At 55.7% G+C, this 26,011-nt stretch carries 27 protein-coding genes; 9 read left to right on the top strand and 18 right to left on the bottom strand.

What is annotated here, in order from left to right; translation table 11 throughout:
• Positions 1-17 precede the first annotated feature (17 nt).
• From nrfB to gltP, 7 genes are all read left to right on the top strand, one after another.
• Complete coding sequence (nrfB, locus tag ACJHXA_RS10735) at positions 18-584, top strand: cytochrome c nitrite reductase pentaheme subunit (RefSeq protein ID WP_001295391.1); 567 nt, start codon at positions 18-20, stop codon at positions 582-584.
• Positions 581-1,252, top strand: a complete 672-nt coding sequence (nrfC, locus tag ACJHXA_RS10730; RefSeq protein ID WP_000220281.1) for a cytochrome c nitrite reductase Fe-S protein — start codon at positions 581-583, stop codon at positions 1,250-1,252. Before nrfB ends, nrfC begins: the two co-directional genes overlap by 4 nt.
• Positions 1,249-2,205, top strand: coding sequence for a cytochrome c nitrite reductase subunit NrfD (gene nrfD / locus ACJHXA_RS10725; protein ID WP_094249328.1), 957 nt, complete (start codon positions 1,249-1,251; stop codon positions 2,203-2,205). The genes nrfC and nrfD overlap by 4 nt, the downstream gene beginning before the upstream one ends.
• A gap of 19 nt (positions 2,206-2,224) precedes the next feature.
• Complete coding sequence (locus ACJHXA_RS10720) at positions 2,225-3,943, top strand: heme lyase CcmF/NrfE family subunit (RefSeq protein ID WP_071524619.1); 1,719 nt, start codon at positions 2,225-2,227, stop codon at positions 3,941-3,943.
• Entirely contained in the window at positions 3,936-4,319 is a 384-nt protein-coding gene (nrfF, locus tag ACJHXA_RS10715; protein ID WP_001032546.1) for a heme lyase NrfEFG subunit NrfF, read from the top strand. The genes ACJHXA_RS10720 and nrfF overlap by 8 nt, the downstream gene beginning before the upstream one ends.
• A complete protein-coding gene (nrfG, locus tag ACJHXA_RS10710) occupies positions 4,316-4,912 on the top strand; it encodes a heme lyase NrfEFG subunit NrfG (protein ID WP_000662608.1) in 597 nt (198 codons plus the stop codon). Before nrfF ends, nrfG begins: the two co-directional genes overlap by 4 nt.
• Positions 4,913-5,253: 341 nt before the next feature.
• Positions 5,254-6,567, top strand: a complete 1,314-nt coding sequence (gene gltP, locus ACJHXA_RS10705; protein ID WP_000835799.1) for a glutamate/aspartate:proton symporter GltP — start codon at positions 5,254-5,256, stop codon at positions 6,565-6,567.
• 77 nt (positions 6,568-6,644) lie between these two features.
• On the opposite strand, the gene yjcO is transcribed toward gltP, so the two are convergent.
• From yjcO to yjcS, 7 genes are all read right to left on the bottom strand, one after another.
• A complete protein-coding gene (gene yjcO / locus ACJHXA_RS10700) occupies positions 6,645-7,334 on the bottom strand; it encodes a Sel1 family TPR-like repeat protein YjcO (protein WP_000719886.1) in 690 nt (229 codons plus the stop codon).
• A gap of 93 nt (positions 7,335-7,427) precedes the next feature.
• Entirely contained in the window at positions 7,428-9,575 is a 2,148-nt protein-coding gene (gene fdhF / locus ACJHXA_RS10695; protein WP_001300547.1) for a formate dehydrogenase subunit alpha, read from the bottom strand.
• 197 nt (positions 9,576-9,772) lie between these two features.
• Entirely contained in the window at positions 9,773-11,239 is a 1,467-nt protein-coding gene (gene mdtP, locus ACJHXA_RS10690) for a multidrug efflux transporter outer membrane subunit MdtP (RefSeq protein WP_000610574.1), read from the bottom strand.
• Positions 11,236-13,287, bottom strand: a complete 2,052-nt coding sequence (gene mdtO, locus ACJHXA_RS10685) for a multidrug efflux transporter permease subunit MdtO (RefSeq protein WP_001275192.1) — start codon at positions 13,285-13,287, stop codon at positions 11,236-11,238. The genes mdtP and mdtO overlap by 4 nt, the downstream gene beginning before the upstream one ends.
• Positions 13,287-14,318 carry a multidrug efflux transporter periplasmic adaptor subunit MdtN gene (gene mdtN, locus ACJHXA_RS10680; protein WP_000446383.1) on the bottom strand — a complete coding sequence of 344 codons (1,032 nt, stop codon included), beginning with the start codon at positions 14,316-14,318 and terminating at the stop codon, positions 13,287-13,289. The genes mdtO and mdtN overlap by 1 nt, the downstream gene beginning before the upstream one ends.
• Before the next feature lie 18 nt (positions 14,319-14,336).
• Positions 14,337-14,612 carry a YtcA family lipoprotein gene (locus ACJHXA_RS10675; protein ID WP_001295389.1) on the bottom strand — a complete coding sequence of 92 codons (276 nt, stop codon included), beginning with the start codon at positions 14,610-14,612 and terminating at the stop codon, positions 14,337-14,339.
• Between the two features lie 208 nt (positions 14,613-14,820).
• Positions 14,821-16,806, bottom strand: coding sequence for an alkyl sulfatase YjcS (gene yjcS / locus ACJHXA_RS10670; RefSeq protein ID WP_001315959.1), 1,986 nt, complete (start codon positions 16,804-16,806; stop codon positions 14,821-14,823).
• 252 nt (positions 16,807-17,058) lie between these two features.
• On the opposite strand from yjcS, the gene ACJHXA_RS10665 reads away from it, so the two are divergent.
• Complete coding sequence (locus ACJHXA_RS10665) at positions 17,059-17,376, top strand: RpiB/LacA/LacB family sugar-phosphate isomerase (RefSeq protein ID WP_001183287.1); 318 nt, start codon at positions 17,059-17,061, stop codon at positions 17,374-17,376.
• Between the two features lie 68 nt (positions 17,377-17,444).
• Complete coding sequence (gene yjdP / locus ACJHXA_RS10660) at positions 17,445-17,774, top strand: DDRRRQL repeat protein YjdP (RefSeq protein WP_000819743.1); 330 nt, start codon at positions 17,445-17,447, stop codon at positions 17,772-17,774.
• A gap of 146 nt (positions 17,775-17,920) precedes the next feature.
• On the opposite strand, the gene phnP is transcribed toward yjdP, so the two are convergent.
• The 11 genes from phnP to phnF all read right to left on the bottom strand — a co-directional run bounded on the left by phnP (position 17,921) and on the right by phnF (position 25,999).
• Positions 17,921-18,679, bottom strand: a complete 759-nt coding sequence (gene phnP / locus ACJHXA_RS10655) for a phosphonate metabolism protein PhnP (RefSeq protein WP_000059926.1) — start codon at positions 18,677-18,679, stop codon at positions 17,921-17,923.
• Position 18,680: 1 nt separating this feature from the next.
• The gene (gene phnO, locus ACJHXA_RS10650; protein ID WP_001110490.1) at positions 18,681-19,115 is read right to left on the bottom strand and encodes an aminoalkylphosphonate N-acetyltransferase; all 435 of its coding nucleotides are present in this window, start codon (positions 19,113-19,115) and stop codon (positions 18,681-18,683) included.
• Positions 19,102-19,659 (bottom strand): ribose 1,5-bisphosphokinase, encoded by a 558-nt coding sequence (gene phnN / locus ACJHXA_RS10645; RefSeq protein WP_000971891.1) that lies wholly within the window; start codon positions 19,657-19,659, stop codon positions 19,102-19,104. The genes phnO and phnN overlap by 14 nt, the downstream gene beginning before the upstream one ends.
• Positions 19,659-20,795, bottom strand: a complete 1,137-nt coding sequence (gene phnM / locus ACJHXA_RS10640; RefSeq protein ID WP_000586301.1) for an alpha-D-ribose 1-methylphosphonate 5-triphosphate diphosphatase — start codon at positions 20,793-20,795, stop codon at positions 19,659-19,661. Before phnM ends, phnN begins: the two co-directional genes overlap by 1 nt.
• Positions 20,792-21,472 (bottom strand): phosphonate C-P lyase system protein PhnL, encoded by a 681-nt coding sequence (gene phnL, locus ACJHXA_RS10635; RefSeq protein ID WP_000611404.1) that lies wholly within the window; start codon positions 21,470-21,472, stop codon positions 20,792-20,794. The genes phnM and phnL overlap by 4 nt, the downstream gene beginning before the upstream one ends.
• Positions 21,473-21,582: 110 nt before the next feature.
• Positions 21,583-22,341, bottom strand: a complete 759-nt coding sequence (gene phnK, locus ACJHXA_RS10630) for a phosphonate C-P lyase system protein PhnK (RefSeq protein WP_001075526.1) — start codon at positions 22,339-22,341, stop codon at positions 21,583-21,585.
• Positions 22,338-23,183, bottom strand: a complete 846-nt coding sequence (gene phnJ / locus ACJHXA_RS10625; RefSeq protein ID WP_000002284.1) for an alpha-D-ribose 1-methylphosphonate 5-phosphate C-P-lyase PhnJ — start codon at positions 23,181-23,183, stop codon at positions 22,338-22,340. The genes phnK and phnJ overlap by 4 nt, the downstream gene beginning before the upstream one ends.
• Entirely contained in the window at positions 23,176-24,240 is a 1,065-nt protein-coding gene (gene phnI / locus ACJHXA_RS10620; RefSeq protein ID WP_001297706.1) for an alpha-D-ribose 1-methylphosphonate 5-triphosphate synthase subunit PhnI, read from the bottom strand. Before phnI ends, phnJ begins: the two co-directional genes overlap by 8 nt.
• Positions 24,240-24,824 carry a phosphonate C-P lyase system protein PhnH gene (gene phnH, locus ACJHXA_RS10615; protein ID WP_000171603.1) on the bottom strand — a complete coding sequence of 195 codons (585 nt, stop codon included), beginning with the start codon at positions 24,822-24,824 and terminating at the stop codon, positions 24,240-24,242. Before phnH ends, phnI begins: the two co-directional genes overlap by 1 nt.
• Positions 24,821-25,273, bottom strand: coding sequence for a phosphonate C-P lyase system protein PhnG (gene phnG / locus ACJHXA_RS10610; protein ID WP_000542768.1), 453 nt, complete (start codon positions 25,271-25,273; stop codon positions 24,821-24,823). The genes phnH and phnG overlap by 4 nt, the downstream gene beginning before the upstream one ends.
• Positions 25,274-25,999 (bottom strand): phosphonate metabolism transcriptional regulator PhnF, encoded by a 726-nt coding sequence (gene phnF / locus ACJHXA_RS10605; RefSeq protein WP_001315960.1) that lies wholly within the window; start codon positions 25,997-25,999, stop codon positions 25,274-25,276.
• Positions 26,000-26,011: the final 12 nt, after the last annotated feature.

Here is a 26,011-nt window from a genome sequence, read left to right as displayed (position 1 = left end):
AACACAATGGAGTGAATATGAGCGTATTACGTTCGTTATTAACTGCCGGGGTGCTGGCGTCGGGCCTGTTGTGGAGCCTGAACGGAATTACCGCTACCCCTGCGGCGCAGGCATCTGATGATCGCTACGAAGTTACCCAGCAGCGTAACCCGGATGCCGCCTGTCTGGACTGTCATAAGCCAGATACCGAAGGTATGCATGGAAAACATGCTTCCGTTATCAACCCGAATAACAAACTGCCGGTCACCTGCACCAACTGTCACGGCCAGCCATCACCGCAACACCGCGAAGGGGTGAAAGATGTGATGCGCTTTAACGAGCCGATGTACAAGGTTGGAGAGCAGAACAGCGTCTGTATGTCCTGTCATCTGCCGGAACAGTTGCAAAAAGCGTTCTGGCCGCACGATGTCCACGTAACCAAAGTGGCGTGCGCCAGCTGCCATTCCCTGCATCCACAGCAAGATACGATGCAGACGTTAAGTGACAAAGGACGGATTAAGATTTGCGTCGATTGCCACAGCGATCAGCGCACCAATCCGAACTTTAACCCGGCGTCTGTTCCGTTGCTTAAGGAGCAGCCATGACCTGGTCTCGTCGCCAGTTTCTCACCGGCGTCGGCGTGCTGGCAGCCGTCAGCGGCACCGCAGGGCGCGTGGTGGCGAAAACGTTGAATATCAATGGGGTGCGTTACGGCATGGTGCATGACGAGTCGTTATGCATCGGCTGTACCGCCTGTATGGATGCTTGTCGGGAAGTGAACAAGGTGCCGGAAGGCGTCTCGCGCCTGACGATTATTCGTAGCGAGCCGCAGGGCGAATTTCCTGATGTGAAATATCGCTTCTTCCGTAAGTCTTGCCAGCACTGCGATCATGCGCCGTGCGTTGACGTCTGCCCGACCGGTGCGTCTTTTCGTGATGCCGCTAGCGGGATTGTCGATGTTAATCCTGATCTCTGCGTCGGTTGTCAGTACTGCATCGCCGCCTGTCCGTACCGCGTGCGCTTTATCCATCCGGTCACGAAGACGGCGGACAAATGCGATTTCTGCCGTAAAACCAATTTGCAGGCCGGTAAGCTGCCCGCGTGCGTTGAGGCTTGCCCGACGAAGGCGCTGACGTTTGGCAATCTGGACGATCCTAACAGTGAGATTTCGCAACTGCTGCGCCAGAAGCCTACTTACCGCTACAAGCTGGCGCTGGGAACCAAACCGAAGCTGTACCGCGTACCGTTTAAATACGGGGAGGTGAGCCAATGACGCAGACTTCCGCATTTCATTTTGAATCGCTGGTGTGGGACTGGCCGATTGCCATCTACCTGTTTTTGATTGGTATTTCTGCCGGTCTGGTGACGCTGGCCGTGCTGTTACGTCGCTTCTACCCGCAGGCGGGCGGTGCAGACAGTACGTTGCTGCGCACCACGCTGATTGTCGGGCCGGGCGCGGTGATCCTCGGTCTGTTGATCCTCGTCTTCCACCTGACAAGACCGTGGACCTTCTGGAAGCTGATGTTCCACTACAGTTTTACCTCGGTGATGTCGATGGGGGTGATGCTGTTTCAGCTCTACATGGTGGTGCTGGTGCTGTGGCTGGCGAAAATCTTTGAACATGATTTGCTTGCCCTGCAACAACGCTGGTTGCCGAAGCTGGGGATCGTGCAAAAGGTTCTGAGCCTGCTGACGCCCGTTCATCGCGGACTGGAAACATTGATGCTGGTGTTGGCGGTGTTGTTGGGGGCTTATACCGGCTTTCTGCTGTCGGCGCTGAAATCGTATCCGTTCCTCAATAACCCGATCCTGCCGGTGCTGTTCCTCTTCTCCGGCATCTCGTCCGGTGCGGCGGTGGCGCTGATCGCCATGGCGATACGCCAACGCAGTAACCCGCATTCCATGGAAGCGCAGTTTGTACACCGTATGGAAATCCCCGTGGTATGGGGTGAAATCTTCCTGCTGGTGGCGTTTTTTGTCGGTCTGGCGCTGGGCGATGACGGTAAAGTGCGTGCGCTGGTGGCGGCATTAGGTGGCGGTTTCTGGACGTGGTGGTTCTGGCTTGGTGTCGCCGGGCTGGGGCTGATTGTGCCAATGTTGCTCAAACCGTGGGTCAATCGCAGTTCCGGCATTCCTGCCGTGCTGGCGGCGTGTGGGGCCAGTCTGGTCGGCGTGTTGATGCTGCGCTTTTTCATTCTCTACGCCGGGCAGTTAACGGTGGCGTAAGCCAGAAAAGAGGTGGTTTCTGGACGTATTCCTTCCTGAAGTCGGTTTTCTGGCGTTGTTGTTAAGTCTCGGGGTCAACGTGTTGACCCCGTTGACGGCCTTTGCGGGAGTGCGGTTGCGCTGGCCTGCCATGATGCGACTCACTTGCATCGGCATTCTGGCGCAGTTCGCGCTCCTGTTGCTCGCCTTTGGCGTACTGACGTATTGTTTTCTCATCAGCGATTTCTCGGTCATTTATGTCGCCCAACATAGCTACAGCCTGCTGTCGTGGGAACTCAAGCTGGCAGCGGTGTGGGGCGGCCATGAAGGTTCGCTGCTGCTTTGGGTGCTGCTGCTTTCCGCCTGGAGCGCGCTGTTTGCCTGGCATTATCGGCAGCAAACCGATCCGCTATTTCCGCTGACGCTAGCCGTTTTATCTCTCATGCTCGCCGCACTGCTACTGTTTGTAGTGCTGTGGTCCGATCCCTTCGTGCGGATATTTCCACCAGCAATCGAAGGCCGCGATCTCAATCCGATGCTGCAACATCCCGGTCTTATCTTTCATCCACCGCTGCTTTACCTTGGCTATGGCGGTTTGATGGTGGCGGCGAGCGTGGCGCTGGCGAGTTTACTGCGCGGCGAGTTTGATGGTGCCTGCGCCAGAATTTGTTGGCGCTGGGCACTACCTGGCTGGAGCGCATTAACGGCGGGGATCATCCTCGGTTCCTGGTGGGCCTATTGCGAACTGGGCTGGGGCGGCTGGTGGTTCTGGGATCCGGTGGAAAACGCCTCTTTATTACCCTGGCTTTCTGCCACTGCGCTGCTGCACAGTTTGTCCCTGACACGCCAGCGGGAGATTTTCCGCCACTGGTCGCTGTTGCTGGCGATAGTAACTCTGATGCTGTCGCTACTGGGTACCTTAATTGTCCGTTCTGGCATTCTGGTTTCGGTTCATGCGTTCGCACTGGATAACGTCCGCGCCGTGCCGTTGTTCAGCCTGTTTGCACTGATTAGCCTTGCGTCTCTGGCTCTGTATGGCTGGCGAGCGCGGGACGGTGGCCCGGTGGTGCGTTTTTCGGGGTTATCGCGGGAAATGTTAATCCTCGCTACGCTGTTGCTGTTTTGCGCAGTGCTACTGATCGTGCTGGTGGGAACGCTTTATCCGATGATTTACGGTCTGCTGGGCTGGGGACGCCTCTCCGTTGGCGCGCCGTATTTTAACCGCGCGACGTTACCGTTTGGCCTGTTGATGCTGGTGGTGATTGTGCTGGCGACGTTTGTCTCTGGCAAACGCGTGCAGCTTCCGGCGCTGGTAGCTCATGCGGGCGTGCTGTTATTTGCCGCTGGGATCGTGGTTTCCAGCGTCAGCCGTCAGGAGATCAGCCTGAATTTACAGCCGGGTCAGCAGGTGACGCTGGCAGGATACACCTTCCGTTTTGAGCGCCTCGATCTGCAAGCCAAAGGCAATTACACCAGCGAAAAAGCGATAGTGGCACTGTTTGACCATCAGCAACGCATTGGTGAACTGATGCCGGAGCGGCGTTTTTACGAAGCACGTCGTCAGCAAATGATGGAACCGTCAATTCGCTGGAACGGCATCCATGACTGGTATGCGGTCATGGGTGAAAAAACCGGAGCGGATCGTTACGCTTTTCGCTTGTATGTACAAAGCGGTGTGCGCTGGATCTGGGGGGGAGGATTGTTGATGATTGCGGGCGCATTGTTAAGCGGATGGCGGGGGAGGAAGCGCGATGAATAAAGGACTTCTCACGCTACTGCTGTTATTTACCTGTTTTGCGCGCGCTCAGGTCGTAGACACCTGGCAATTCGCCAATCCGCAACAACAGCAACAGGCGTTAAATATTGCCAGCCAGTTACGTTGTCCGCAGTGCCAGAATCAAAACTTACTGGAATCCAACGCGCCGGTGGCAGTCAGTATGCGCCATCAGGTTTACAGCATGGTGGCGGAGGGGAAGAACGAAGTCGAAATCATTGGCTGGATGACCGAACGCTACGGAGATTTTGTTCGCTATAACCCACCGTTAACGGGTCAGACGCTGGTGTTGTGGGCGCTGCCAGTGGTGTTGTTACTGCTGATGGCACTGATCCTCTGGCGAGTGAGGGCGAAGCGATGAAAGAGCCCAAAATACCGGTGAAAATGCTGACAACACTCACGATTTTGATGGTATTTCTCTGTGTCGGCAGTTATCTGTTAAGTCCAAAATGGCAGGCGGTACATGCGGAATATCAGCGTCAGCGCGATCCGCTACATCAGTTTGCCAGCCAGCAAACCCCGGAAGCGCAGCTTCAGGCATTGCAGGATAAAATCCGCGCTAATCCACAAAACAGCGAACAATGGGCGTTACTGGGCGAGTACTATCTGTGGCAAAACGATTACAGCAATTCGCTGCTGGCGTACCGTCAGGCGTTGCAACTACGTGGTGAGAACGCTGAACTGTATGCGGCGCTGGCGACGGTGCTTTATTACCAGGCCAGCCAGCATATGACCGCCCAGACTCGCGCAATGATCGACAAAGCCCTCGCGCTGGACTCTAACGAAATCACCGCTCTGATGCTGCTGGCTTCCGATGCGTTTATGCAGGCGAATTACGCGCAAGCCATCGAACTATGGCAAAAAGTGATGGATCTCAACTCACCCCGGATCAACCGGACACAGCTGGTCGAGTCGATTAATATGGCGAAATTGTTGCAGCGGAGATCAGATTAATCATCTGGTGATGAAGATTATGTTATTGAGTTGTATAAAAAATAATCGAATGAACATATGCCAAAAATAATCACCAATCAGTATTATTGCAGATTAAACAAATAAAAATCTTTCCATAACAAATGGTTATTCATTAATCCTGCCATAAACTCGCGTTATTATGCATTAATGCAGCGAAAAGCTCTGTTGTTAAAGGGTTGCGCAACATACCGCGCAAATGATACTGATCATAAGCGTTAAAAAAATCTACAAACCAACGCAACACAATTCATGCCCTGGCAGTATGTCACGTTCTCGCGTTTCTGAACGGGGAACGGCGCTCCATTGAGGAAGTTATTCTGATGAAAAGTATAAAATTCAGCCTGGCCTGGCAGATTCTGTTTGCTATGGTGCTGGGCATTCTCCTGGGAAGCTACCTGCACTACCATAGCGACAGCCGCGACTGGCTGGTCGTCAATTTGCTCTCTCCGGCGGGTGATATCTTCATCCATCTGATCAAAATGATTGTTGTGCCGATTGTGATCTCCACGCTGGTGGTGGGTATCGCGGGTGTTGGTGATGCCAAACAGCTCGGGCGTATTGGCGCGAAAACCATTATTTACTTCGAGGTGATCACCACCGTCGCCATCATTTTGGGGATCACTCTGGCGAACGTCTTCCAGCCCGGTGCCGGGGTGGATATGTCGCAGCTGGCGACCGTCGATATCTCGAAATATCAGAGCACTACGGAAGCGGTACAAAGCAGTTCCCACGGCATTATGGGCACGATTTTGTCGCTGGTGCCGACGAACATTGTGGCGTCGATGGCGAAAGGCGAAATGCTGCCGATCATCTTCTTCTCGGTGCTGTTTGGTCTGGGGCTTTCCTCCCTGCCCGCGACGCATCGTGAACCGCTGGTGACCGTGTTCCGCTCCATCTCTGAAACCATGTTTAAAGTGACTCACATGGTGATGCGTTATGCACCGGTGGGTGTGTTTGCGCTGATTGCGGTGACGGTGGCTAACTTTGGTTTCTCTTCTCTGTGGCCACTGGCGAAACTGGTGCTGCTGGTGCATTTCGCCATTCTGTTCTTCGCGCTGGTAGTGCTGGGAATTGTGGCGCGCCTGTGCGGGTTAAGCGTCTGGATCCTGATTCGTATTCTGAAAGATGAGCTGATTCTGGCGTACTCCACTGCCAGCTCTGAAAGCGTACTGCCGCGAATTATTGAGAAGATGGAAGCCTACGGAGCACCGGCGTCGATCACCAGCTTCGTGGTGCCGACCGGTTACTCTTTTAACCTTGATGGTTCGACGCTGTATCAAAGTATTGCCGCTATTTTCATCGCTCAGCTGTATGGCATTGACCTGTCCATCTGGCAGGAAATCATTCTGGTGCTGACGCTGATGGTGACCTCGAAAGGGATTGCTGGCGTGCCGGGCGTGTCGTTTGTGGTGCTGCTGGCAACGCTGGGTAGCGTAGGTATTCCGCTGGAAGGCCTGGCGTTTATTGCTGGTGTTGACCGTATCCTCGACATGGCGCGTACTGCGCTGAACGTGGTGGGTAATGCGCTGGCGGTGCTGGTGATTGCCAAGTGGGAACACAAATTTGACCGCAAAAAGGCGCTGGCTTATGAGCGTGAAGTGCTGGGCAAATTTGATAAAACTGCGGATCAATAATTGAAGATTGCCGGGGTTATCCACCCGGCAATGTGTGGATGCCTGATGCGACGCTGGTGCGTCTTATCAGGCCTACCTTAACCGTTGGTTAATTTTTCAAACTCTTCACACCCGGTATCAAACCCTTCCATACAGCTCAGGTTCAACCAGTGCAGCGCCTTTTGTTTGTTCTTCTCGATAAAACCTTCCTCACCGTTTAAGAACATCATTCCCGCCCAGTACTCGGAATAACCGGTTCGGGAAATTGCAGAGCTGCGTTTGAAATACCAGGTTGCCTTGTCATCGTCGGCCTTAATGCCCACGCCGTTGGCGTAAATCAAACCAAGCAGCATTTGGGCATCGACGGCGGAGTCATTCTCCAGATCTTCCGAGGCGTTTTCTAACAGCGAAATCGCCTTTGGATAATCCGGTTTACCCGCTTGAGTATTTACCAGAATATGCGCCAGCGTTACTTCACCTTCTTTACTGCCCGCTTGCGCCGCTTTCTCTGCAAGAACTTTTGCTTGTGGATAGTCCAGACTGACCGGATTGGTGATTTTGATCTGCGCCAGCAGCGCGCAGGCATCAGCATCACCGCTGTCGGCGGCTTTCTGTGCCCAATATTCGGCTTTGCTCAAATCGCCGGAGCTAAACCAGCTGTCGGCAAGAAAATATTGTGCGCGTCGGTCCCCGGCCTCTGCTGCCTTTAAATACTGGCTGCCAGGCTCGGAGTCGTTCGCGTGGGCAAAGAATGTCAAAAACAACATCAATGCGATAATTTTTTTCATTTTGATAATACGATTGGGTAGGGAGTAACCAGTATAAAGAGTTCGAATGGATAAAAAAACAGCCTCCGAAAGGAGGCTGTAGAAAGGACTGTATTACGCCAGTGCCGCTTCGCGCAGGCGAGTTTTCAACTTGTTGTACTCGTCAATCACGTACTGCTCGGCGGCGCGCTGATCGGCGATCGGCTCGACGCGCACGGCGCAGTATTTGTATTCCGGCGTTTTCGTAATCGGGCTTAAGTTTTCGGTAACCAGCTCGTTACAGGCACCAATCCACCACTGGTAGGTCATGTAAATCGCCCCTTTGTTCGGACGATCGCTGACCTGCGCACGGGTGATAATTTTGCCTTTACGCGAGTGCACCCAAACCAATGCCTCATCTTCAATACCCAGACGTTTGGCGTCTTCGGTATTGATTTGTGCGTAGCCAGGTTCATCAGCCAGCGCCGCCAGTGCCGCACAGTTACCGGTCATCGAACGGCAAGAGTAGTGACCAACTTCACGCACCGTTGACAGTACCATCGGGTACTCGTCGGTGAGTTTGTCGATTGGCGCTACCCAGTCGCAGGTGAAGAACTGTGCCAGACCGTTCGGGGTATCAAACTTCTCTTTAAACAGATAAGAAGTCCCCTGATCGGCATCTGAAGTATCGCGGCAAGGCCACTGAATGAAGCCCAGTTCGCCCATTTTCTCGTAAGTCGCACCGTAGAAATCCGGGCACAGATGACGCAACTCATCCCAGATCTCCTGGGTGTTGTTGTAGTGCATCGGATAACCCATACGGGTGGCGATTTCACTGATGATTTGCCAGTCCGTTTTCAGATCCCATTTCGGTTCAACTGCTTTGAAGAAACGCTGGAAGCCACGGTCAGCCGCAGTAAACACGCCTTCATGCTCGCCCCACGACGTTGACGGCAAAATGACATCCGCCGCCGACGCGGTTTTGGTCATAAAGATGTCCTGAACGATAACCAGTTCCAGATCTTCAAAGGCTTTACGTACTGCCGACAGCTCCGCGTCAGTTTGCAGCGGATCTTCGCCCATAATGTACGCGGCACGCACTTCGCCATGCGCTGCGCGGTGCGGCAGCTCGCTGATGCGATAACCGGTATGAGCAGGCAGGCTTTCCACGCCCCAGGCTTTGGCGAATTTCTCGCGGTTAGCCGGATCTTTCACGTACTGGTATCCCGGATACGTATCCGGCAGCGCGCCCATATCGCAGGCACCCTGCACGTTGTTCTGACCACGAACCGGGTTTACACCCGCATGCGGCTTACCGAGGTTACCGGTCAGCATCGCGAGGCTGGTCAGAGAACGCACGGTTTCCACGCCCTGGTAGAACTGGGTTACACCCATGCCCCACAGGATGGCGGCGCTTTTCGCCTGGGCATACATCCGTGCCGCCTGACGAATCTCACTGGCGCTGACGCCGGTGATATCTTCAACCGACTCCGGCGTGTAGCCTTCAACGATTTTACGATACTCTTCAAAGCCTTCTGTACGGGAAGCGACGAACGCTTTGTCGTACAGATTTTCTTCAATAATGACATGGCCCATCGCATTCAACAGCGCGATGTTCGAGCCGTTTTTCAGTGCAATGTGCATGTCAGCAATGCGCGCGGTTTCAATTTTGCGCGGATCGCAGACGATAATTTTCGCCCCGTTACGTTTAGCGTTAATTACGTGATTCGCCACGATTGGGTGGGAATCCGCCGGGTTGTACCCGAAAACGAACACTAAATCGGTATTATCAATTTCGTTAATAGCATTGCTCATTGCGCCATTACCGACCGATTGGTGCAGACCTGCAACCGATGGGCCGTGTCAGACACGAGCGCAGCAGTCAACGTTATTGGTACCAATAACGGCGCGCGCAAATTTTTGCATTACATAGTTGGTTTCGTTACCCGTACCACGCGAGGAGCCGGTCGTCTGGATGGCATCCGGACCGTACTTCTCTTTGATGGCGCTCAGGCGCTCGGCAACGTAATTCAGTGCCTCATCCCAGGAAACAGGTTCGAGTTTGCCGCCACGCTGGCGACGGATCATGGGGGTTTTCAGGCGCGGGGTCAGGATCTGGGTATCGTTAATGAAATCCCAGCCATAATAACCCTTCAGACACAGGGTACCCTGGTTGGTTTTCCCCTGCGCTGCCTCCGCCCGGACGATTTTGCCGTTATCGACGACCAGGTTGATTTTGCAACCTGATGCGCAATAGGGGCAAACCGTGACGACTTTTTTCATCGGTCTCGCTCCAGTTAATCAAATCACGCATACGCGCTCTCGACTACAGTATGCATCTTTTATGCCACATTTTATTTGGGGTCATTCCCTGATATTACGGGCACTATTTATTCAAAACTCTGACGAAAAACAGGCTGTCGTCAGTTTTGACGTGACGAAACGAAATACCGCGTGACAGCCATCACGCGGCAGACATTTTATTTTTTCTCGACGACGGGAGCCGCCTGATACCCGCCGCCCAGCGATTTCATCAACTGAATGCTTTGGATCACCCGGCGGCTGTCCAGCATCAGTAATGACATCTCTTCGGCAAGTACTGGCAACCGGGCTTCAGTGGCCTGTAAGCGGCTGGTTAAGCCGCGCTGATAGGCGGCCTCGGCAGCGCGCTGGGTGAAGCGCGTTGCTTCCACGCGTTCAGCCTGCATTTCTCGCTCGTCGTTGAGCGTTTGCAGACGCGTGCCGTTGACGGCAACGTCACGCACCGCGTTCAGTACTGACTGGTTGTAACGTTCAATCATCATGTTGCTGGCGGCGCGCGTGCCTTCGAGATTGGCATTCAACCGTCCACCGTCAAACAGCGGCAATTTCAGACCCGGGATGAAGTTGAACTGGCGACTGGTTTTTTTGAATAAGGTATCCAGGTGGATGGCATCAAGGCCGAAAAACGCTTTGATATCAAAGCTCGGGTAGAACAGCGCCCGCGCGGAATCCACCTGATCTAATGACGCCTGAACATACCAGCGCATGGCTTGCAGATCCGGGCGTCTGGCGAGCAACTCATAAGAGAGTGTCGCCGGAATGCCGGTCTGGACTCGTGGTAATGCCACCGGTTTGATCTCCGGCATATCGCTGGCCCCCGCGCCAATCAATGCACGCAGAGATTCTCGCGTTTCGGTGATTTGCCCTTTGACGGCAGCAATTTGTTTATCGACCGCCAGAATCTGTGCCCGCGCGCCGTGGAAAGGCACTTGTGCTTCCAGACCGTGCGCCACTTTACTCTGGTGCGCTTTCACCGCGTAATCAATCACATCGCGAGTTTGTTCTAACAGATCGAGCATCTGATAGCTGGCCTGCATACTGTAATAAAGCTGCGCTACGCCCGTGGTCAGCGATAGCTCTACTGCTGCGGTTTCTGCCAGCGCGGCATTATGCGCGCCAATGGCGGCGGCAACCGCTGAGCGATGCACACCCCACAAATCAAGATCCAGTCCGGCAAACAAACCTACTGTGGCTTCCGTATAGTACGGCCCGTCCATACCCAGTGCGGGCGCATCCATCGCATAAGGGCTTAAAAAGCCGTTCGCCGAGACGCGTTGGCGGTTGAGCATCCCTAACGCTGCGACCTGTAATTGTGAACCGGCATCTAACAAATCGGCCTGGGACTGCGCTTTTTCTTCCCGCAGTTTCGCTTCGGCGAGGGTGTGTGAACCACTTAGCGTCCGTTGGATCAGCGCATCCAGCTGCGGGTCATTGAGTTGTTTCCACCACTGCGCCTGCGGCCAGCCGGAGCTGGCAAGATGAATATCGTCGGCCAGTTTGATTTGTTCCGGTTTGAGCTGTTGATGAGGTGCAGAATCCTTACGTACCAGGGCACAGCCGGAAATCAGCGTCGTGCTGCCGAGAATGCTGCACAACAGCAGACGTGAAAGTTGACGATTGATCATTGCGTGGCTCCTTGTGCCTGTTCCGTGGCGGGCGTTAATGCCGGGGCTGTCCAGTCTGGCAAGCGGGCGAAAAGCTGGCAGACGTGTTGCTCCTGTTTTAATAAGGTGGGCAGGATGGCCTGCGAGGCGGGTGTCTCTTCAAGCGTTATTTGAGGAGAACGGCTGAGTGCGGTTGCCAGACCGGCAGCGTATTTCTCCAGGGCGTCGGCAAACTGAGCTGCTCTGTCCGGCTGTAGTGCGTTATCCAGCGCCTGCGCCGAGTTCCAGGTGGCATCCCAGGCGTGAAGAATATCGCGGCCCTGACGAATAACCGTTTGCGAACGTTCAATCAGTAAGGCGCGTTCTTCGCTGTCCAGTTGACGCTCCAGCGCCACGCGTTGGCACATCTCTTCACAGGCATTAAACGCCGCATGCAGACCGATACGAATTTGCAGATAAGTGCGCAGAGCCGTGACTTCCTGCTGCCGTGGGATCCGCATTACTTTACTTAACATACCCAGCGCGCCAGCCAGTTTTTGCGGCAGCGTGCGCGCTTCACTTTCAGGCCAGACAAAGGTGTAAATCACCGCGGACACCACGGTACCAATGATGATACCCAGGGCGCGATCGCGAATTTCCACCAGGTCGTACACTGGGCCAAAAACGTTTTCGAGCGTGGCGAGCGCGAAGGTGACCACCATCTGTGTGCCGATATAAGAAGAGCGTTCAGAGCTGGTGGCAATCCATGCGCCCAACAGGAAAATCGGGGCCAGCACAAACAGCAATTCGACAATATTGTCCAGCCAGGGCATGACCAGTAGCGTGAATAACAGCGCCAGAATCGCGCCGCAAAAGGCCCCGCCAAAACGCAGCACCATCTTCTGGTACGACGAACCGACATTTGGGTTAGCGACGATCACGCATGTCAGCATACAGGTGTGAATGCCTTCCCAGTCCACGCCGCTGTAAAAGGTGTAACAGATCAAACAGGCGAGCAGCGTTTTTACCGCGTAGCGCATATAGTCTGGATTGGTAAAAGCATCGGCGGCCATTGATGGCGGTTTGGCTGCGGGCGTTGGCGGCGTATTCGGGTCCATCTGACCCAGTTGTAACAACGTCTGGCAGATATTCTCCAGGTTACATTCCCGTGCCGCCATCGCTTCACTTTCACTGATCCGCCAGTCGCTTTGCCAGCACTGACCTTCAGCAACGGCATGCTGCAGCTTGTTGATTTCTGAAGCTAATTTTTGTCGGAATTCAATAATTGCCTGAGAATCAGCAAAAGAGGTGGGATCGTAGCGATTCAGCGTCGAGTAAATGTAGGTTACCGTTGCCACGCAGCTTTGCCACCATGCGCTTTGAGTTCGCCAGTTGGCATCGTCCGCGAGACAAAAGACATTCAGTTTTTGCAGCGCCAGCGCCTCTCTTTCAATCCGCGTTTCGGGTAGCGGTGCGAGGCTGTCCGTCAGGTGGCTAATGGCATCATCAAGCCGATCATTAAGCGCCTGATGCATTTGCGAAATGGCACGACTGGGAAACCACAGCACGCCGATTAACGTCATCAGCAAGGTTGGATAGAGGCCAACAACGATACACCACAGCGTTAAGCGCACGACCACTTCCGGATAGTCGAGCATGGCGGGGAAGGTTTGCCCGTAAATGGCGACAATGGCGACTGCGAAAAAGACCAGTCCCAGCCGATGGGTGCGCATCAAAAACATACAGCCCATCAGGATCGGCCCGGCGATGATCAATCGGATCAACGGTTCGCCGTATGACCATTTGTAGATCAAAAACAGGCTGCCGATCTCCAGCATCGTGGCGACCACAAATAAGATCGCGACAAATTTGGTGTAAAACGCGTTCGACTGAATACCGTAAAACAGCACTGCCAGCGATAACGCCACGAAAGGGATCTCAAAGGTCATCGAGATCAGAATCACCAGCAGGCAGCCTACCCAGAGTTGCACGGTCTGCGGCACGCGGCCTGGTCGCCGCTCGCTTAACTCTTCATGAAAGAACGCCAGCAGCCTGACCACCGGTAATGGCAGGGAGTTGAGCGCGCTCATTATTGCGGCTCAAGATTAGCGACTGCCGAAGCGCCGATGCGGAACATTTCCGGGTCAGGTTTATCGACCATGATTTTGACCGGAAAACGCTGGGCAACGCGGACCCAGTTAATAGAGCGAGAAACTTTCGGCAGGCCGCCCAGCACCAGGCCGCCGTCATCCGGTAGCACGCCGTAGCCAATCGAATCCACTTTACCCTCGAAGGTTTTGCCGCTGTCACTCATCAGGCGAATCGTTGCGGGTGTACCTGAGCGAATATTTTTCAGATCGGTTTCGCGGAAGTTGGCGATCACGTACCAGTGACGAGTGTCGATTAGGGTAAAAATAGGGCGCATCGTAGATGCAAACTGCCCGACGGAGGTTTTGAGGGAAATGACCCGGCCATCAAACGGCGCGCGAACGGTCGCCATTTCCAGATGCAGTTTGGTCAGGGCAATATCCGCTTCGACCGCCGCACGCTGGGCAACTAATGCATCCACGCCGCTGACGGCGCTGGCGGCTGACTGCGCCTGCAACAATACAGCATTAAGATCGGCTTCTGCAGCGCGCTGCGCGGTCCTCGCACGGTCAACGTCTTCCGCTGAGACAAAACCTTCTTTCAGTAATGGCTCGGTGCGGCGTAATGTATCTGTGGCCTGTTTCGCGGCGGCACGGGCTTTTTCTACCGTGGCGTTAACCGAGTCGGCACCAAACTGTTGCGCGTCAACGCTACGCTGGGTGAGCATAATTTGCTTATCCAGCGCCGCGAGGGAGGCTTCAGCTTTCGCCAGATTGGCTTCGTACGGGCGCGGGTCAATGCGGAACAGCAAATCGCCCTGTTTGACTGCCTGGTTGTCGGTGACCGCCAGTTCTACAATGCGACCGCTGACTTCCGGCACCACATCAATGGTATCTGCTGACGCGTAAGCGTCATTAGTTGATGGCGCACTGTCTACGCGCCAGATAACGAAAACAAGGGCAACCAGCGCCAACGCAACCACTAACAGAGCAGGGAATTTACTGCGAGGAGCTTTTTTCGGCGTACTTTCCATGAGCGCGTCTCAAATAGATTAGAAAAATGCCAGCCAGAACAGCATGGCGTAGAGAGCAAAAAGGGCGGTATAAATAATTCCGACAAATGCCAGATTGATATTTGCCCGCTGAATAACTCGCCTCGTGATGAGCGTCAAAATAAGGCTGGCAATGGCGCAGAAAAACCAGCTGGGATAATAAGCGCCGATCACCGGGATTGCCGGAGATAATGAGCATCCCGAAACCATGAAGACGGGAATTATCCAGGCTGTTTTTTTGAGTTGCATCGCCATGCGAGAGAGAACTGTTGGCATATTAAATACATCCTGTCTGCTGCGAACAATATCTGTAGTGAATATCAACATCCATTGAAGGCGTCAGTATGGCTATTTTCTTGATGAATAAAAATAGCTTTATTCAGCCACCGCATTCATAACTTATATATTTTATTTATTAATTGGCTGTATATATTTTTAAAATAAATGCTTTTGGGGGCTTCAGCGCCCCCAAAAGCGAGTGACATTAATTTGGGGTTACGATATTCACCCACAAATCGAAATTATCCAGACAGGCGATAATTTCTTCCAGTTTCGCGCCATTGCCAATAATTTTGGCTTTCTTCGCTTTTACCAGATCCGCCATTTTGGCTTGTCCGGTCAGCACGGCGTGCAGATCTTCACGGCTGATGTAGAAAGAGGCGTCAGCTTGCGGTTGCAGCGTTTTACGGTAGTTAAGCACGCTATCGTTCAGCGTCAGGTTGAGGTTATCGCCATTGCTCATATTGAAGTTCAGGCTGATATTTTTACCCGCGGCTTTCGCGCTATCGAGGCGAACGGACATAAAGTCGAACAGCATTTCGACCGACATCCCGCGAATGGTGTCCGGGGAACCGGTGGTGCCGTGGCTGAACTTATGCACCCCTTCGCGCAGCTCTTTCGCGCCGGTCAGGTAGAAACCGCGCCAGGTGGCGGACTCGGCCTGATAGCCCAGCTGTTCAAAGTTATTCGCTTGCAGATTCTTCGCGACCTGGTCACCCGGGTTGGCGGCAATCACCTGTTTCAGCAGTTCTGCCGACCAGCGGTAATCACCTTGCTTGTTCGCTTCTTGCGCCAGGTTAATAACGCGTGCGGAACCGCCCAGCGCCTGCACGTAACGTTTACCCATCTCCACCTGACCATACGGATGCAGGTTAGCCGGGTTACCGTCGTAATAGCCAAGATAGAAGTTATACACCGCGCGGGCGTTGTGGCTGACAGAACCGTAATAGCCACGGCTGGCCCAGTTATTGGCAAGTGCAGGCGGCAGTTTAATCATGTCGCCGATTTCATTCATGGTGTAGCCCTGGTTCGCCAGGTGCAGGGTCTGGTCGTGAATGTACTTGATAGTATCGCGATATTTACCAATATAATCATTGATATGCTTATTGCCCCAGACCGGCCAGGTGTGCGGCATAAACAGGACTTCCGCGTCGTTACCCCACATATCCAGCGTTTCGTTCAGATACTCGGTCCACTTGCTGGTGTCGCGGGTTTTCGCGCCGCGCAGAGTGTAGAAGTTGTGCAGGGTATGCGTGGCGTTCTCGGCGGTACACAGCGCTTTCAGGGCCGGAATATAGAAGTGCATTTCGGCTGGTGCTTCGCTACCTGGGGTCATCAGGAAGTCAAACTCCAGGCCGTCGATAATCATCTTCTCACCGGTTTTGGTGATGGTTTTGTTCGGTGCGATGATGCTCGGGTAGCCTGATGCCAGCGTTACGCCAAGACCATTGCCGATGTTACCCTGAGGGTTATGCGCCAGCAGCAGGCCGTAGGAGTAAAGTGCACGGCGGCTCATAATATTACCCGCCAGTACGTTTTCGCTGATGGCTTCGTCCATAAAGCCAGCAGGGGCGATAACCTGCACTTTACCGGATTTCACATCGGCTTCAGAGATAATGCCTTTCACGCCGCCATAGTGGTCGGTATGGCTGTGGGTATAAATAACCGCAACAATCGGTTTTTGCGGGCGATTTTGGAAGTAAAGGTCAAGGGCGGCTTTTGCGCTCGGTGGCGTCACCAGCGGGTCGATGACAATAATCCCGGTATCACCTTCGATAAAGGTGATGTTGGAGATATCCTGACCGCGAACCTGGTACATTCTGTCGGTGACTTTAAACAGGCCGGAAATACCGTTTAACTGCGACTGACGCCACAGGCTAGGGTTAACGGTTTCGGGCGCGGGCGCATTGATATCAAATTTATAATCTTCCCCGCGATAATATGGTTTGCCATTAGCATCGCGCAGAATACCTTCATCCAGCAGCGGAGCGATAAATCCACGCTGAGCGTCGTCAAAATCCTGACGATCGCTAAACGGTAATGATTTGGCGTAATTCTGATTAACCTGTTGGGTATATTGAGTGGCGGCTTTCGCTTCATCTGTTGCGTAAGCGGTATTTACCATCATGCCGCTGGCAGCAGTTAACGCAATAACAATCCTGCTCAAACGGAATAACCGAGAGTTATTCATATAAATCTCCATTTATCATTTATGTCGTAAATATGTAATCCATGCAAAATACGTCATTTAAAGCTGGGGTTATCATAATTGGGAATTTTCGACTTTAATAAGTGGAAGTGTGAGCGGAACGATCCATTTTATTAGGCATTTGTGCTGAAGGGGGAAAATTACGCGAATTTATTATCTCTGTAAATAATATGAGGTGTTTTATATATTTATTATATATATTGTACTTCGGCAAATACTGAGCACAATTTATCAATGCAACCGGTGTTTCTTTTTAAAAAACGTACCGGAGCAATGGGCGGTCATGTCGCTGGCACCGCAGGATTCTGCGTTGCTGTGCCAGCCTTTTATTCATGGTCAATGAGTGAGGTGATTGATAAAGACACCAGGTCGTCAGAGCGCACTGATTATCCGCATTATGCCAGTGAAGTTGCACTGGCTTTTGGTTCACGAGTGGTTGGCCTCGAACTGGCAAAAATGATTGTGGATGCGTGGCTGGGCGCACAGTACGAAGGCGGTCGTCATCAACAACGCGTGGAGGCGATTACGGCAATAGAGCAGCGGAGAAATTGAGATTCATCCACTACTTGCATGGATGAGTAATGACTAATGTGGATAGAGTTTCTTTTTGAGGTTGGCTAATGAAACGCTTTCCGCTATTTCTTTTATTCACCCTGCTCACGCTGTCCACCGTTCCGGCCCAGGCTGATATTATCGACGATACTATTGGTAATATTCAGCAGGCGATTAATGACGCTTATAACCCTGACCGTGGGCGAGACTATGAAGATTCGCGCGACGACGGCTGGCAGCGTGAAGTGAGCGACGATCGGCGCAGACAATATGACGACCGCCGCCGCCAGTTTGAAGATCGCCGCAGGCAGCTGGACGATCGCCAGCGCCAGCTTGATCTGGAGCGTCGGCAACTGGAGGATGAAGAGCGGAGAATGGAAGATGAGTATGGGCGATGAGGTTGGGTATGGAGCAGGCATCGCCCCTCACCCCAATGGGGAGAGGGAGAAAACGAGCGCAATATTCAATATTGAGCACAATCGGTCCCCTCGCCCCTCTGGGGAGAGGGTTAGGGTGAGGGGGCCAGCGCGCACATTCCCTCTCATCACGCCACCCCAATCTCCATCCCATCAAACCCCACCTCAAACCCTGACGGTAGTGCGTTTTCCATCAGCCACGCATCAAACTGGTGGCTGATATGGGTCAGAATCACCTGTGGCGAGCGGATAACCTGATTCAGCGCAAGCACGGTATTTAAATCACAGTGATTACGCGGTGCATCCGCGCGCGGCGGGTGACTGCAATCAATCACCATCACCTGCGGATGATTATTGAGTAAAAATTTCAGCGTTTTTTCCGGCAGGCCAGCGGTGTCAGACAGCCACGCCACCCGGCTATGTGCCGTTTCCAGCAGATAACCGAAGGTCAGTTTTGAGTGGTTAAGCGGCAGCGGCGTGACCTGCAACCCCTGCAAATCAAACACCACAAACGGTTCCACTGTGTGGCTGAAATCAAGCAGGCCCGGATGTTTAAACAGATCGTCGCAGCCCTGTTCATCCGGCGGGCCGTAGACCGGGATCACATCGCCCACGCCCCAGCGTAGCGGAAATAGCCCTTGGACGTGATCCATATGGTAGTGCGTCAGCAAAAACTGCTGGAACGATCCAGGCGACCAGCGATCGGTGAGATCGTGCCGCCCGGCGTCGATCAGGGTGATCGCGTCGTTAAACTTCACTACGCCGCTGCATGGCTGGCGGCGATACTGCGGCGAGCGCCGCGCTCTGGCGCAGGCCGCGCACTCGCAGCCCCATGCCGGAACGCCCTGTGCGCCGCCAGTGCCGGTGAGCGTGAGGGTCAGGCTCATGTTACAGCGCCTTGGTGAAGCGGAAGTGGCTCTGCTCGTAGCCTTCACGCAGGTAAAAACGGTGTGCGTCGTGGCGCTTCACGTTGGTGGAAAGCTCGGTCATTTCGGCCCCGGCCTGGCGGGCTTCTTCTTCTGCCCATGCCAGTAATTTACTGCCGACGTTCAGACCGCGCGCCTGCGGCATCACCACCAGTTCCTGAATTTCGCCGATCCAGTTGACATGATGCAGATGAAACTGCAAATGCAGGCCGATCATGCCGACAACTTCGCCATCCAGCAGCGCCAGATGGTAGCGCATGTTTGGGTCGCGCAGGTTGGCGTTAAAGCCCACGCGAAACGCATGGTGGTCAAACTCCGCCTGTTTTAGCTCACAAATCAGCGCGTAAACCGCGTCGGTATCGTACTGCGTGGCCGGGCGAAGCTCACAAGCAGGCATGGTGTTTCTCCTTCTGATGGATCAGCGTCAGCAGCGTGTCGACCGACTGGCGCAGGCTGCCGTCATTGTTGAGCGTATGGCAATCCTGTGGAGTATAGCGGGCGGCGCGCGCCAGGCGGGCGTTAATTTCACTGGCGTTTTCACGGCCACGGTTTTCCAGGCGCTGGCGCAGGATCTCCGGCGAAACCTGTAAACAGACGGGCAGCAGCGCCGATTGATAGCGCGCCCGTGCCTGCGGCAAATGCGCGCGTGAACCGTTGACGACTACGTCGAATCCAGCGTGCAGCCAGAGGTCAATCTCGATGCCGACGCCATAATACAGACCGTTAGCGTGCCAGCTTAAGGCCAGCAGGTTTTGCCCCGCGCGGGTAAAAAACTCCCGCTCACTCAGGGCGATATGGTTTTCACTTCCGGCGCTGGCGTCGCGCGTGATGTAGCGATGCGCCACCAGTAACTGCGTTTGTTCCCGCAGGCGGAGTTCCGCCAGCAGGCTGTCTTTCCCGGAGCCGGACGGCCCCATTAACCAAATCAGTTTTCCCATCATCAGAACACCCTTTTACCCTGACGCCAGACGTGGTCGATATGAATGTGATTGCCCTGGCGATGCGCCAGCACCAGGTCAGCGCGTTTACCCTCGCCAATCACCCCGCGATCCTGAAGATTCAGCGCCTGCGCCGGATTTTTGGTCACCAGCCTCACCGCCTGCGGTAGCGTAAAGCGGTTGCTCTCGTCATCGGCGACGCGGAACGCCGCATCCAGCAGGCTGGCTGGGTAGTAGTCGGAAGAGAGGATATCCAGCAGACCAAGCTGCGCCAGTTCACTGGCCGCCACATTGCCGGAGTGCGAGCCGCCACGCACGATATTTGGCGCACCCATCAGCACGTTCATGCCATGCTTACGCGAGGCTTCCGCCGCTTCGAACGTGGTGGGAAATTCGGCGATCACGCTGCCAAGTTGGTGGGATTCGGCAACGTGGGCGTGCGTGGCGTCATCGTGGCTGGCGAGCGCAATTTGTCGCGCGCGGCACAGGGCGGCGATGGATTCGCGATTCGGCTGCGACCAGCGTGCGGCGAGCGCCAATTGCTCTTCTTCGTACTGCTGCATCTGCGCATCGGTGAGGGAGTATTTGCCCTGATAATATTCGCGATACTTCTCGCGGTTAGCGAACTGGCGCTGGCCCGGTGAGTGGTCCATCAGCGACACCAGCGTCACCGGTTCGCGCTGAACCAGTTTTTCAAACAGCGGCAGTGTGGTGTGATGCGGCAGCTCGCAGCGCAGGTGCAGACGGTGCTCGGCGCGGTTGACGCCGCGTTTCTGCGTCTCTTCGATGGTGTTGATCATCTTCTCCAGATTCTCCAGCCGATCGCCGCCGTCGCGCACGTCGCCAATCGCCACCGCGTCCAGCACGGTGGTGATGCCGCTTGCCACCATCAGCGCGTCGTGGCTGCTCATCGCCGAATGGGCGGGCCAGTCGACTTTCGGGCGCGGGGTGAAGAATTTATCGAGGTTGTCGGTATGCAGCTCAATCAGGCCGGGTAGTAGCCAGCCACCTTCGCCGTCCATCGCTTCTGGCAGGCGGCTCTGGCTTTCGGCAAAGGCGCGGATTTCGCCATCCTGCACCTCCAGCGAACCGTGTACCACTTCGTTTTCCAGCACCAGTTTGACGTTATTGATAATCATGCAGAGGCTCCCATTGGGTGCAAGCGGTCGGCGACGTCATTACGTACGGCTTCGTCATGGAAGATGCCGACGATGGCCGCGCCACGGGTTTTGGCTTCGCGAATCAGCTCGACTACGGCGGCGCTGTTTTTGGCGTCCAGCGAGGCGGTAGGTTCGTCGAGCAGCAGAATGGGGTAGTCGACGATAAAGCCGCGGGCGATGTTGACGCGCTGCTGTTCGCCACCGGAAAAGGTTGATGGCGCCAGGTGCCACAGGCGTTCCGGCACGTTCAGGCGGGTGAGCAGACGCGCGGCTTTAGCGGCGCAGGCTTCACGCGGAACGCCGGTATCGAGCAGCGGCTGCATCACCACTTCCAGTGCTGAAATACGCGGGATGACGCGCAGAAACTGGCTCACCCAGCCGACGGTGGTTTTGCGGATCTCCACCACTTTGCGGGCTGGCGCGGTGACCAGGTCTACCCACTCGTCACCGTGTTTGATCTGGATTTGACCTTCATCGGGCAGATAGTTGGCGTACAGCGAGCGCAGCAGGGTTGATTTGCCGCTGCCGGAGTGACCGTGGAGCACCACGCATTCGCCCGCGTTGACGGTGAGCGAGGCGCGGTTGAGGACGGGCAGGCGCACGCCGTTTTGCTGGTGCAGGATGAAGGTTTTACTGACGTTTTGTACGTTAATCATTTTTCGCCTCGTGGTTCGGGTGTCGGATGCGACGCTGACGCGTCTTATCCGACCTACGGGGAGCGCATTTGTAGGCCGGATAAGGCGTTTACGCCGCATCCGGCACCGGCTCAATTCTGCAAAACCGATGACACCAGCAGCTGTGTATACGGATGATGCGGGTCGTCGAGCACGCGGTCGGTTAACCCACTCTCCACCACTTGCCCCTGCTTCATCACCAGCAAACGGTCCGCCAGCAGGCGGGCAACGCCTAAATCATGGGTGACAATCACCACCGCCAGGTTCAGCTCCACCACCAGGCCGCGCAGCAGGTCGAGCAGGCGGGCCTGCACCGACACATCCAGCCCGCCGGTCGGTTCATCCATAAACACCAGCTTCGGATGCGTCACCAGGTTGCGGGCAATCTGCAAACGTTGCTGCATGCCGCCGGAAAAGGTGGTCGGCAGGTCGTCGATCCGGTTGGCGGGAATTTCCACCTCTTCCAGCCACTTCTGCGCGGTGGCACGAATATCGCCGTAATGACGTGCCCCGGTCGCCATCAGCCGCTCGCCGATATTGCCGCCTGCCGACACCTGGCGGCGCAGGCCGTCGAGCGGATGCTGATGCACTACGCCCCATTCGGTGCGCAGCAGGCGACGGCGGTCGGCCTCGCTCATTGCGTACAGCGAACGGCTCTCATAGTGAATCTCCCCCTGCTGCGGCGTCAGGCGCGCGGAGATTGATTTCAGCAGCGTGGTCTTCCCGGAGCCGGACTCCCCGACAATGCCCAGCACTTCCCCCGGCCATAAATCAAAAGAGACATCGCTAAAGCCTTTGCCCGGCGCGTAAAGGTGGGTCAGGTTATTGACCGAAAGTAACGGTTGATTCATTGGCTTTTCGCCTCGCTCTGTTGGCGGCAATAATCGGTATCGGAGCAGACAAACATGCGGTTTCCGGCGTCATCCAGCACCACTTCATCAAGATAGCTGTGGGTCGATCCGCAGATGGCGCATGGCTCATCCCACTGCTGAACGGTGAACGGGTGATCGTCGAAATCGAGACTTTCCACGCGGGTAAACGGCGGCACCGCATAGATGCGCTTCTCGCGCCCCGCGCCGAACAGTTGCAGGGCGGGCATCATGTCCATTTTTGGGTTATCGAATTTCGGGATCGGCGACGGGTCCATTACGTAGCGCCCGTTCACCTTCACCGGATAGGCGTAGGTAGTGGCGATATGACCGAAGCGGGCGATATCTTCATACAGTTTCACCTGCATCACGCCGTACTCTTCCAGCGCGTGCATGGTGCGGGTTTCCGTTTCGCGCGGCTCGATAAAGCGCAGCGGTTCCGGGATTGGCACCTGGAAGATAATGATCTGATCTTCGGTCAGCGGCGTTTCGGGGATGCGGTGACGCGTCTGGATAAGCGTCGCATCGTCCGTACGTTCAGTGGTGTTTACCCCGGTCACGCGCTTAAAGAAGTTGCGAATCGACACGGCGTTGGTGGTGTCATCCGCACCCTGGTCAATCACCTTCAGCACGTCGCTTTCGCCAATCACGCTGGCGGTGAGCTGTATGCCGCCGGTTCCCCAGCCGTATGGCATCGGCATCTCGCGCCCGCCAAACGGCACCTGATAACCGGGGATCGCCACCGCTTTTAAGATAGCGCGGCGGATCATGCGTTTGGTCTGCTCGTCGAGGTAGGCAAAGTTGTAGCCGCTCAGATTAGCCATGGTTCTTCTCCTGTTGCAGACGTTTGAGTAGCTCCAGTTCGGCCTGGAAATCGACGTAGTGGGGGAGTTTGAGGTGCGAGACAAAGCCTGCGGCTTCGACGTTGTCGGCATGTGCCAGCACAAACTCTTCATCCTGCGCCGGGCCTGTCGCGTGCTCGCCGTATTCCGGAGCCTGCAACGCACGATCGACCAGCGCCATTGCCATCGCTTTGCGCTCGCTCATGCCGAATACCAGCCCGTAGCCGCGCGTGAAGTGCGGCGGCTCATCCGGCGGGTCGATAAAACCGTTGACCATTTCACACTCGGTCATCAGTAGTTCGCCGACGTTTACCGCAAATCCCAGCTCTTCCGGCACAATCGACACGTCGATGTAACCACTGCGGATCTCGCCCGCGAACGGGTGATTGCGCCCGTAACCACGCTGGGTGGAGTAGGCCAGCGCCAGCAAATAGCCTTCGTCCCCGCGCATTAATTGTTGCAGGCGGGAGGAGCGTGAGCAGGGGTAAACCGGCGGCGTGCGGGTGATGTCATCCGGCTGTGCGCCGCTATCTTCTTCAAACTTCACCAGCCCCTGACGCGCCAGCAGGCTGAAAACGTGCGGCGACGGCTGTTGTTCGCTGTCGGCGGTGGTCAGCGTCGGCGCTTCACCGTTTGCCAGCAGGGTGAAATCGAGCAGGCGATGGGTGTAGTCGTAGGTTGGGCCAAGCAGCTGGCCGCCGGGAATGTCTTTATAAACCGCCGAAATACGCCGTTCGAGACGCATCTCTGTGGTGTCGAGCGGCTCGCTTACCGCGAGCTTCGCCAGCGTGGTGCGGTAGGCGCGCAGCAGGAAAATTGCTTCGACGTTATCGCCGCTGGCCTGTTTCAGCGCCAGCGCCGCCAGTTCGCGGTCGGCAATGCCGCCTTCGGTCATCACGCGATCCACCGCAAGATTAAGCTGCTGTTCAATCTGGGCGACGCTCAGTTCAGGCAAATCGGTATCGCCCCGGCGTCGGCTCTCTTGCAGGGCGTGAGCGGCGTCGATCGCCTTCTCGCCCCCTTTCACGGCAACGTACATCAGCACACCTCCACATGAGTGGTTCGCGGAATAGCCAGCAGGCGCTCGCCGCAGGTCAGGATCAGGTCGATGCCGAGCGGGAACGGGTGCGGGCGCTCGGTGAGTTCGTGCAGAATGCACTCCGGCAGCTGCGGAGCGATCATTCGTTCTTCGGCAATGCCCGCGCCGGTGAGACGTAACATGCGCCCGCCGCTCAGGCTGGCGACCTGTAAAATCAGCGTTGCACCCGCTTCCGGCGCAACGGCGGTGCCGGTGGAAAGGGCGTTAAGCTGTTCGCTGGAAATCGCCTCATCCGTCACCGCGAAGGTCGCCTGTTCCGGCTGGCTGACCAGCGGCGCGTTGGTATGAAAACGCAGGCTCTGGCTGACGATATCGTTACTCAATGGCGCGGCAAGCCACACCGGCGTGTCGTTATCGGCCAGCGTCAGCAGCACGCTGGTGGTGGCGATATTCAGCGGCTGCCAGCCGCGCTTGAGCTGATGCAGGGCGACAATCACGCCCGGCTCGCTCATGGCCTTTAACAGGCGACGAAAACTGTGCTGGGCATCCTGCACGGGAAGCATAAAAGCGGTTTCCAGGGTCATGCGTTGTCTCCGCGAACCATCGTAAAGAAGTCGACCCGGCTGGCGTTCACTTCGGCCTGGCGTGCGGCAATGCGTGCCATACGGTCAGCGTCCAGCGGGGCAATAAGGGTTTCTGATAAGTTTTGAAAATAGCGAGATTGCTGCATCAGCGCGTCAATCAGCGCGCAGCGTTCGGCGTGCTGTTTGTCGCGCCCCAGCACCCAGCTGTAGCCGAGCGTGCCGTCAGTCAGGCGTACGGCGGCGCGGGTGAGCGTGGCGTCGCCGGCAAAAAAGCGTTCGCCGGTGCCGCCCATCCGCGCCTGAATCTGCACCAGGCCGGTTTCGGCGGCGCGGATAACCTCATAGTCGGCGGTGATGTTCAGTGCTTTCAGGCGGGCTGCCAGTTCAGCCGGTTGGCTGTGCGCCAGTACGGACATCCAGTGCTGGCGGGTCGCGGTATCTGCGTGCATTCAGTGCTCCATAGTGAATTCAATCATGTCGGCGCGCGTCAGGCTGACGGAGTACTCCGCCGGGCTGCTTTCACCGTCACGGTGGTTAAGGGTGCGCACGCACAGCAGCGGCGACATATTCGGAATTTCAAGACGCTGGCACTCTTTGGCCTGGGCGCGACGGGCGCTGATCCGCGTCTGGCTGCGGCGCAGCGCAATTCCGGTTTGCTCGCGCAGAAAATCGTGCAGCGAACCGTTGTCGAAGCGTTGCAGCGTCGGCCAAAGGGTGAGGTCCGCAAAGTAGTGGTCGATTAAACAGAGCGCGACGCCGTTGACGCGACGCAGGGTGCGCAAATGGATAACGTTCTCGCCCTCGGTAATCCCCAGCGCGTCAGCGACGTGACCGGACGCGGGGCGCAATACCGACAGCAGTTTTTCGCTGGTGGGATGGCTACCCTGGTCCAGCAGGTTCTGGCTAAAACGCGCCTGGGCGTTGAGCGGGTAATCGAACGGGCGCATCAGCACCAGCACGCCGACGCCCTGACGGCGCTGTACCCAGCCTTTTTCCACCAGTTGGTCGATGGCGCGGCGCAGGGTGTGGCGGTTCACCTCAAAGCGCGCCGCCAGTTGCTGCTCGGCGGGAAGATAGTCGCCGCAGCGGTAGTGTTGACGAAGCTCCTGCTCAAGTTTTGCGGCTATCTCCTGATAGCGTGTTGGGTAGCTGGTCGGATGTGTAGACAAGTGCATAGATATCAATGC

This window comes from Escherichia sp. WS33 (assembly GCF_046486385.1).
Taxonomy (GTDB): domain Bacteria; phylum Pseudomonadota; class Gammaproteobacteria; order Enterobacterales; family Enterobacteriaceae; genus ECMA0423.
This window is presented reverse-complemented; position numbering and strand designations above follow the sequence as displayed.

Bases quoted from the DNA above. Each gene is read 5' to 3' on its own strand.
- nrfB (WP_001295391.1), top strand. From the start codon at position 18: ATGAGCGTATTACGTTCGTTATTAACTGCCGGGGTGCTGGCGTCGGGC.
- nrfC (WP_000220281.1), top strand. From the start codon at position 581: ATGACCTGGTCTCGTCGCCAGTTTCTCACCGGCGTCGGCGTGCTGGCA.
- nrfD (WP_094249328.1), top strand. From the start codon at position 1,249: ATGACGCAGACTTCCGCATTTCATTTTGAATCGCTGGTGTGGGACTGG.
- nrfF (WP_001032546.1), top strand. From the start codon at position 3,936: ATGAATAAAGGACTTCTCACGCTACTGCTGTTATTTACCTGTTTTGCG.
- nrfG (WP_000662608.1), top strand. From the start codon at position 4,316: ATGAAAGAGCCCAAAATACCGGTGAAAATGCTGACAACACTCACGATT.
- gltP (WP_000835799.1), top strand. From the start codon at position 5,254: ATGAAAAGTATAAAATTCAGCCTGGCCTGGCAGATTCTGTTTGCTATG.
- yjcO (WP_000719886.1), bottom strand. From the start codon at position 7,334: ATGAAAAAAATTATCGCATTGATGTTGTTTTTGACATTCTTTGCCCAC.
- mdtP (WP_000610574.1), bottom strand. From the start codon at position 11,239: ATGATCAATCGTCAACTTTCACGTCTGCTGTTGTGCAGCATTCTCGGC.
- mdtO (WP_001275192.1), bottom strand. From the start codon at position 13,287: ATGAGCGCGCTCAACTCCCTGCCATTACCGGTGGTCAGGCTGCTGGCG.
- mdtN (WP_000446383.1), bottom strand. From the start codon at position 14,318: ATGGAAAGTACGCCGAAAAAAGCTCCTCGCAGTAAATTCCCTGCTCTG.
- ACJHXA_RS10675 (WP_001295389.1), bottom strand. From the start codon at position 14,612: ATGCCAACAGTTCTCTCTCGCATGGCGATGCAACTCAAAAAAACAGCC.
- yjcS (WP_001315959.1), bottom strand. From the start codon at position 16,806: ATGAATAACTCTCGGTTATTCCGTTTGAGCAGGATTGTTATTGCGTTA.
- ACJHXA_RS10665 (WP_001183287.1), top strand. From the start codon at position 17,059: ATGCAACCGGTGTTTCTTTTTAAAAAACGTACCGGAGCAATGGGCGGT.
- yjdP (WP_000819743.1), top strand. From the start codon at position 17,445: ATGAAACGCTTTCCGCTATTTCTTTTATTCACCCTGCTCACGCTGTCC.
- phnP (WP_000059926.1), bottom strand. From the start codon at position 18,679: ATGAGCCTGACCCTCACGCTCACCGGCACTGGCGGCGCACAGGGCGTT.
- phnO (WP_001110490.1), bottom strand. From the start codon at position 19,115: ATGCCTGCTTGTGAGCTTCGCCCGGCCACGCAGTACGATACCGACGCG.
- phnN (WP_000971891.1), bottom strand. From the start codon at position 19,659: ATGATGGGAAAACTGATTTGGTTAATGGGGCCGTCCGGCTCCGGGAAA.
- phnM (WP_000586301.1), bottom strand. From the start codon at position 20,795: ATGATTATCAATAACGTCAAACTGGTGCTGGAAAACGAAGTGGTACAC.
- phnL (WP_000611404.1), bottom strand. From the start codon at position 21,472: ATGATTAACGTACAAAACGTCAGTAAAACCTTCATCCTGCACCAGCAA.
- phnK (WP_001075526.1), bottom strand. From the start codon at position 22,341: ATGAATCAACCGTTACTTTCGGTCAATAACCTGACCCACCTTTACGCG.
- phnJ (WP_000002284.1), bottom strand. From the start codon at position 23,183: ATGGCTAATCTGAGCGGCTACAACTTTGCCTACCTCGACGAGCAGACC.
- phnI (WP_001297706.1), bottom strand. From the start codon at position 24,240: ATGTACGTTGCCGTGAAAGGGGGCGAGAAGGCGATCGACGCCGCTCAC.
- phnH (WP_000171603.1), bottom strand. From the start codon at position 24,824: ATGACCCTGGAAACCGCTTTTATGCTTCCCGTGCAGGATGCCCAGCAC.
- phnG (WP_000542768.1), bottom strand. From the start codon at position 25,273: ATGCACGCAGATACCGCGACCCGCCAGCACTGGATGTCCGTACTGGCG.
- phnF (WP_001315960.1), bottom strand. From the start codon at position 25,999: ATGCACTTGTCTACACATCCGACCAGCTACCCAACACGCTATCAGGAG.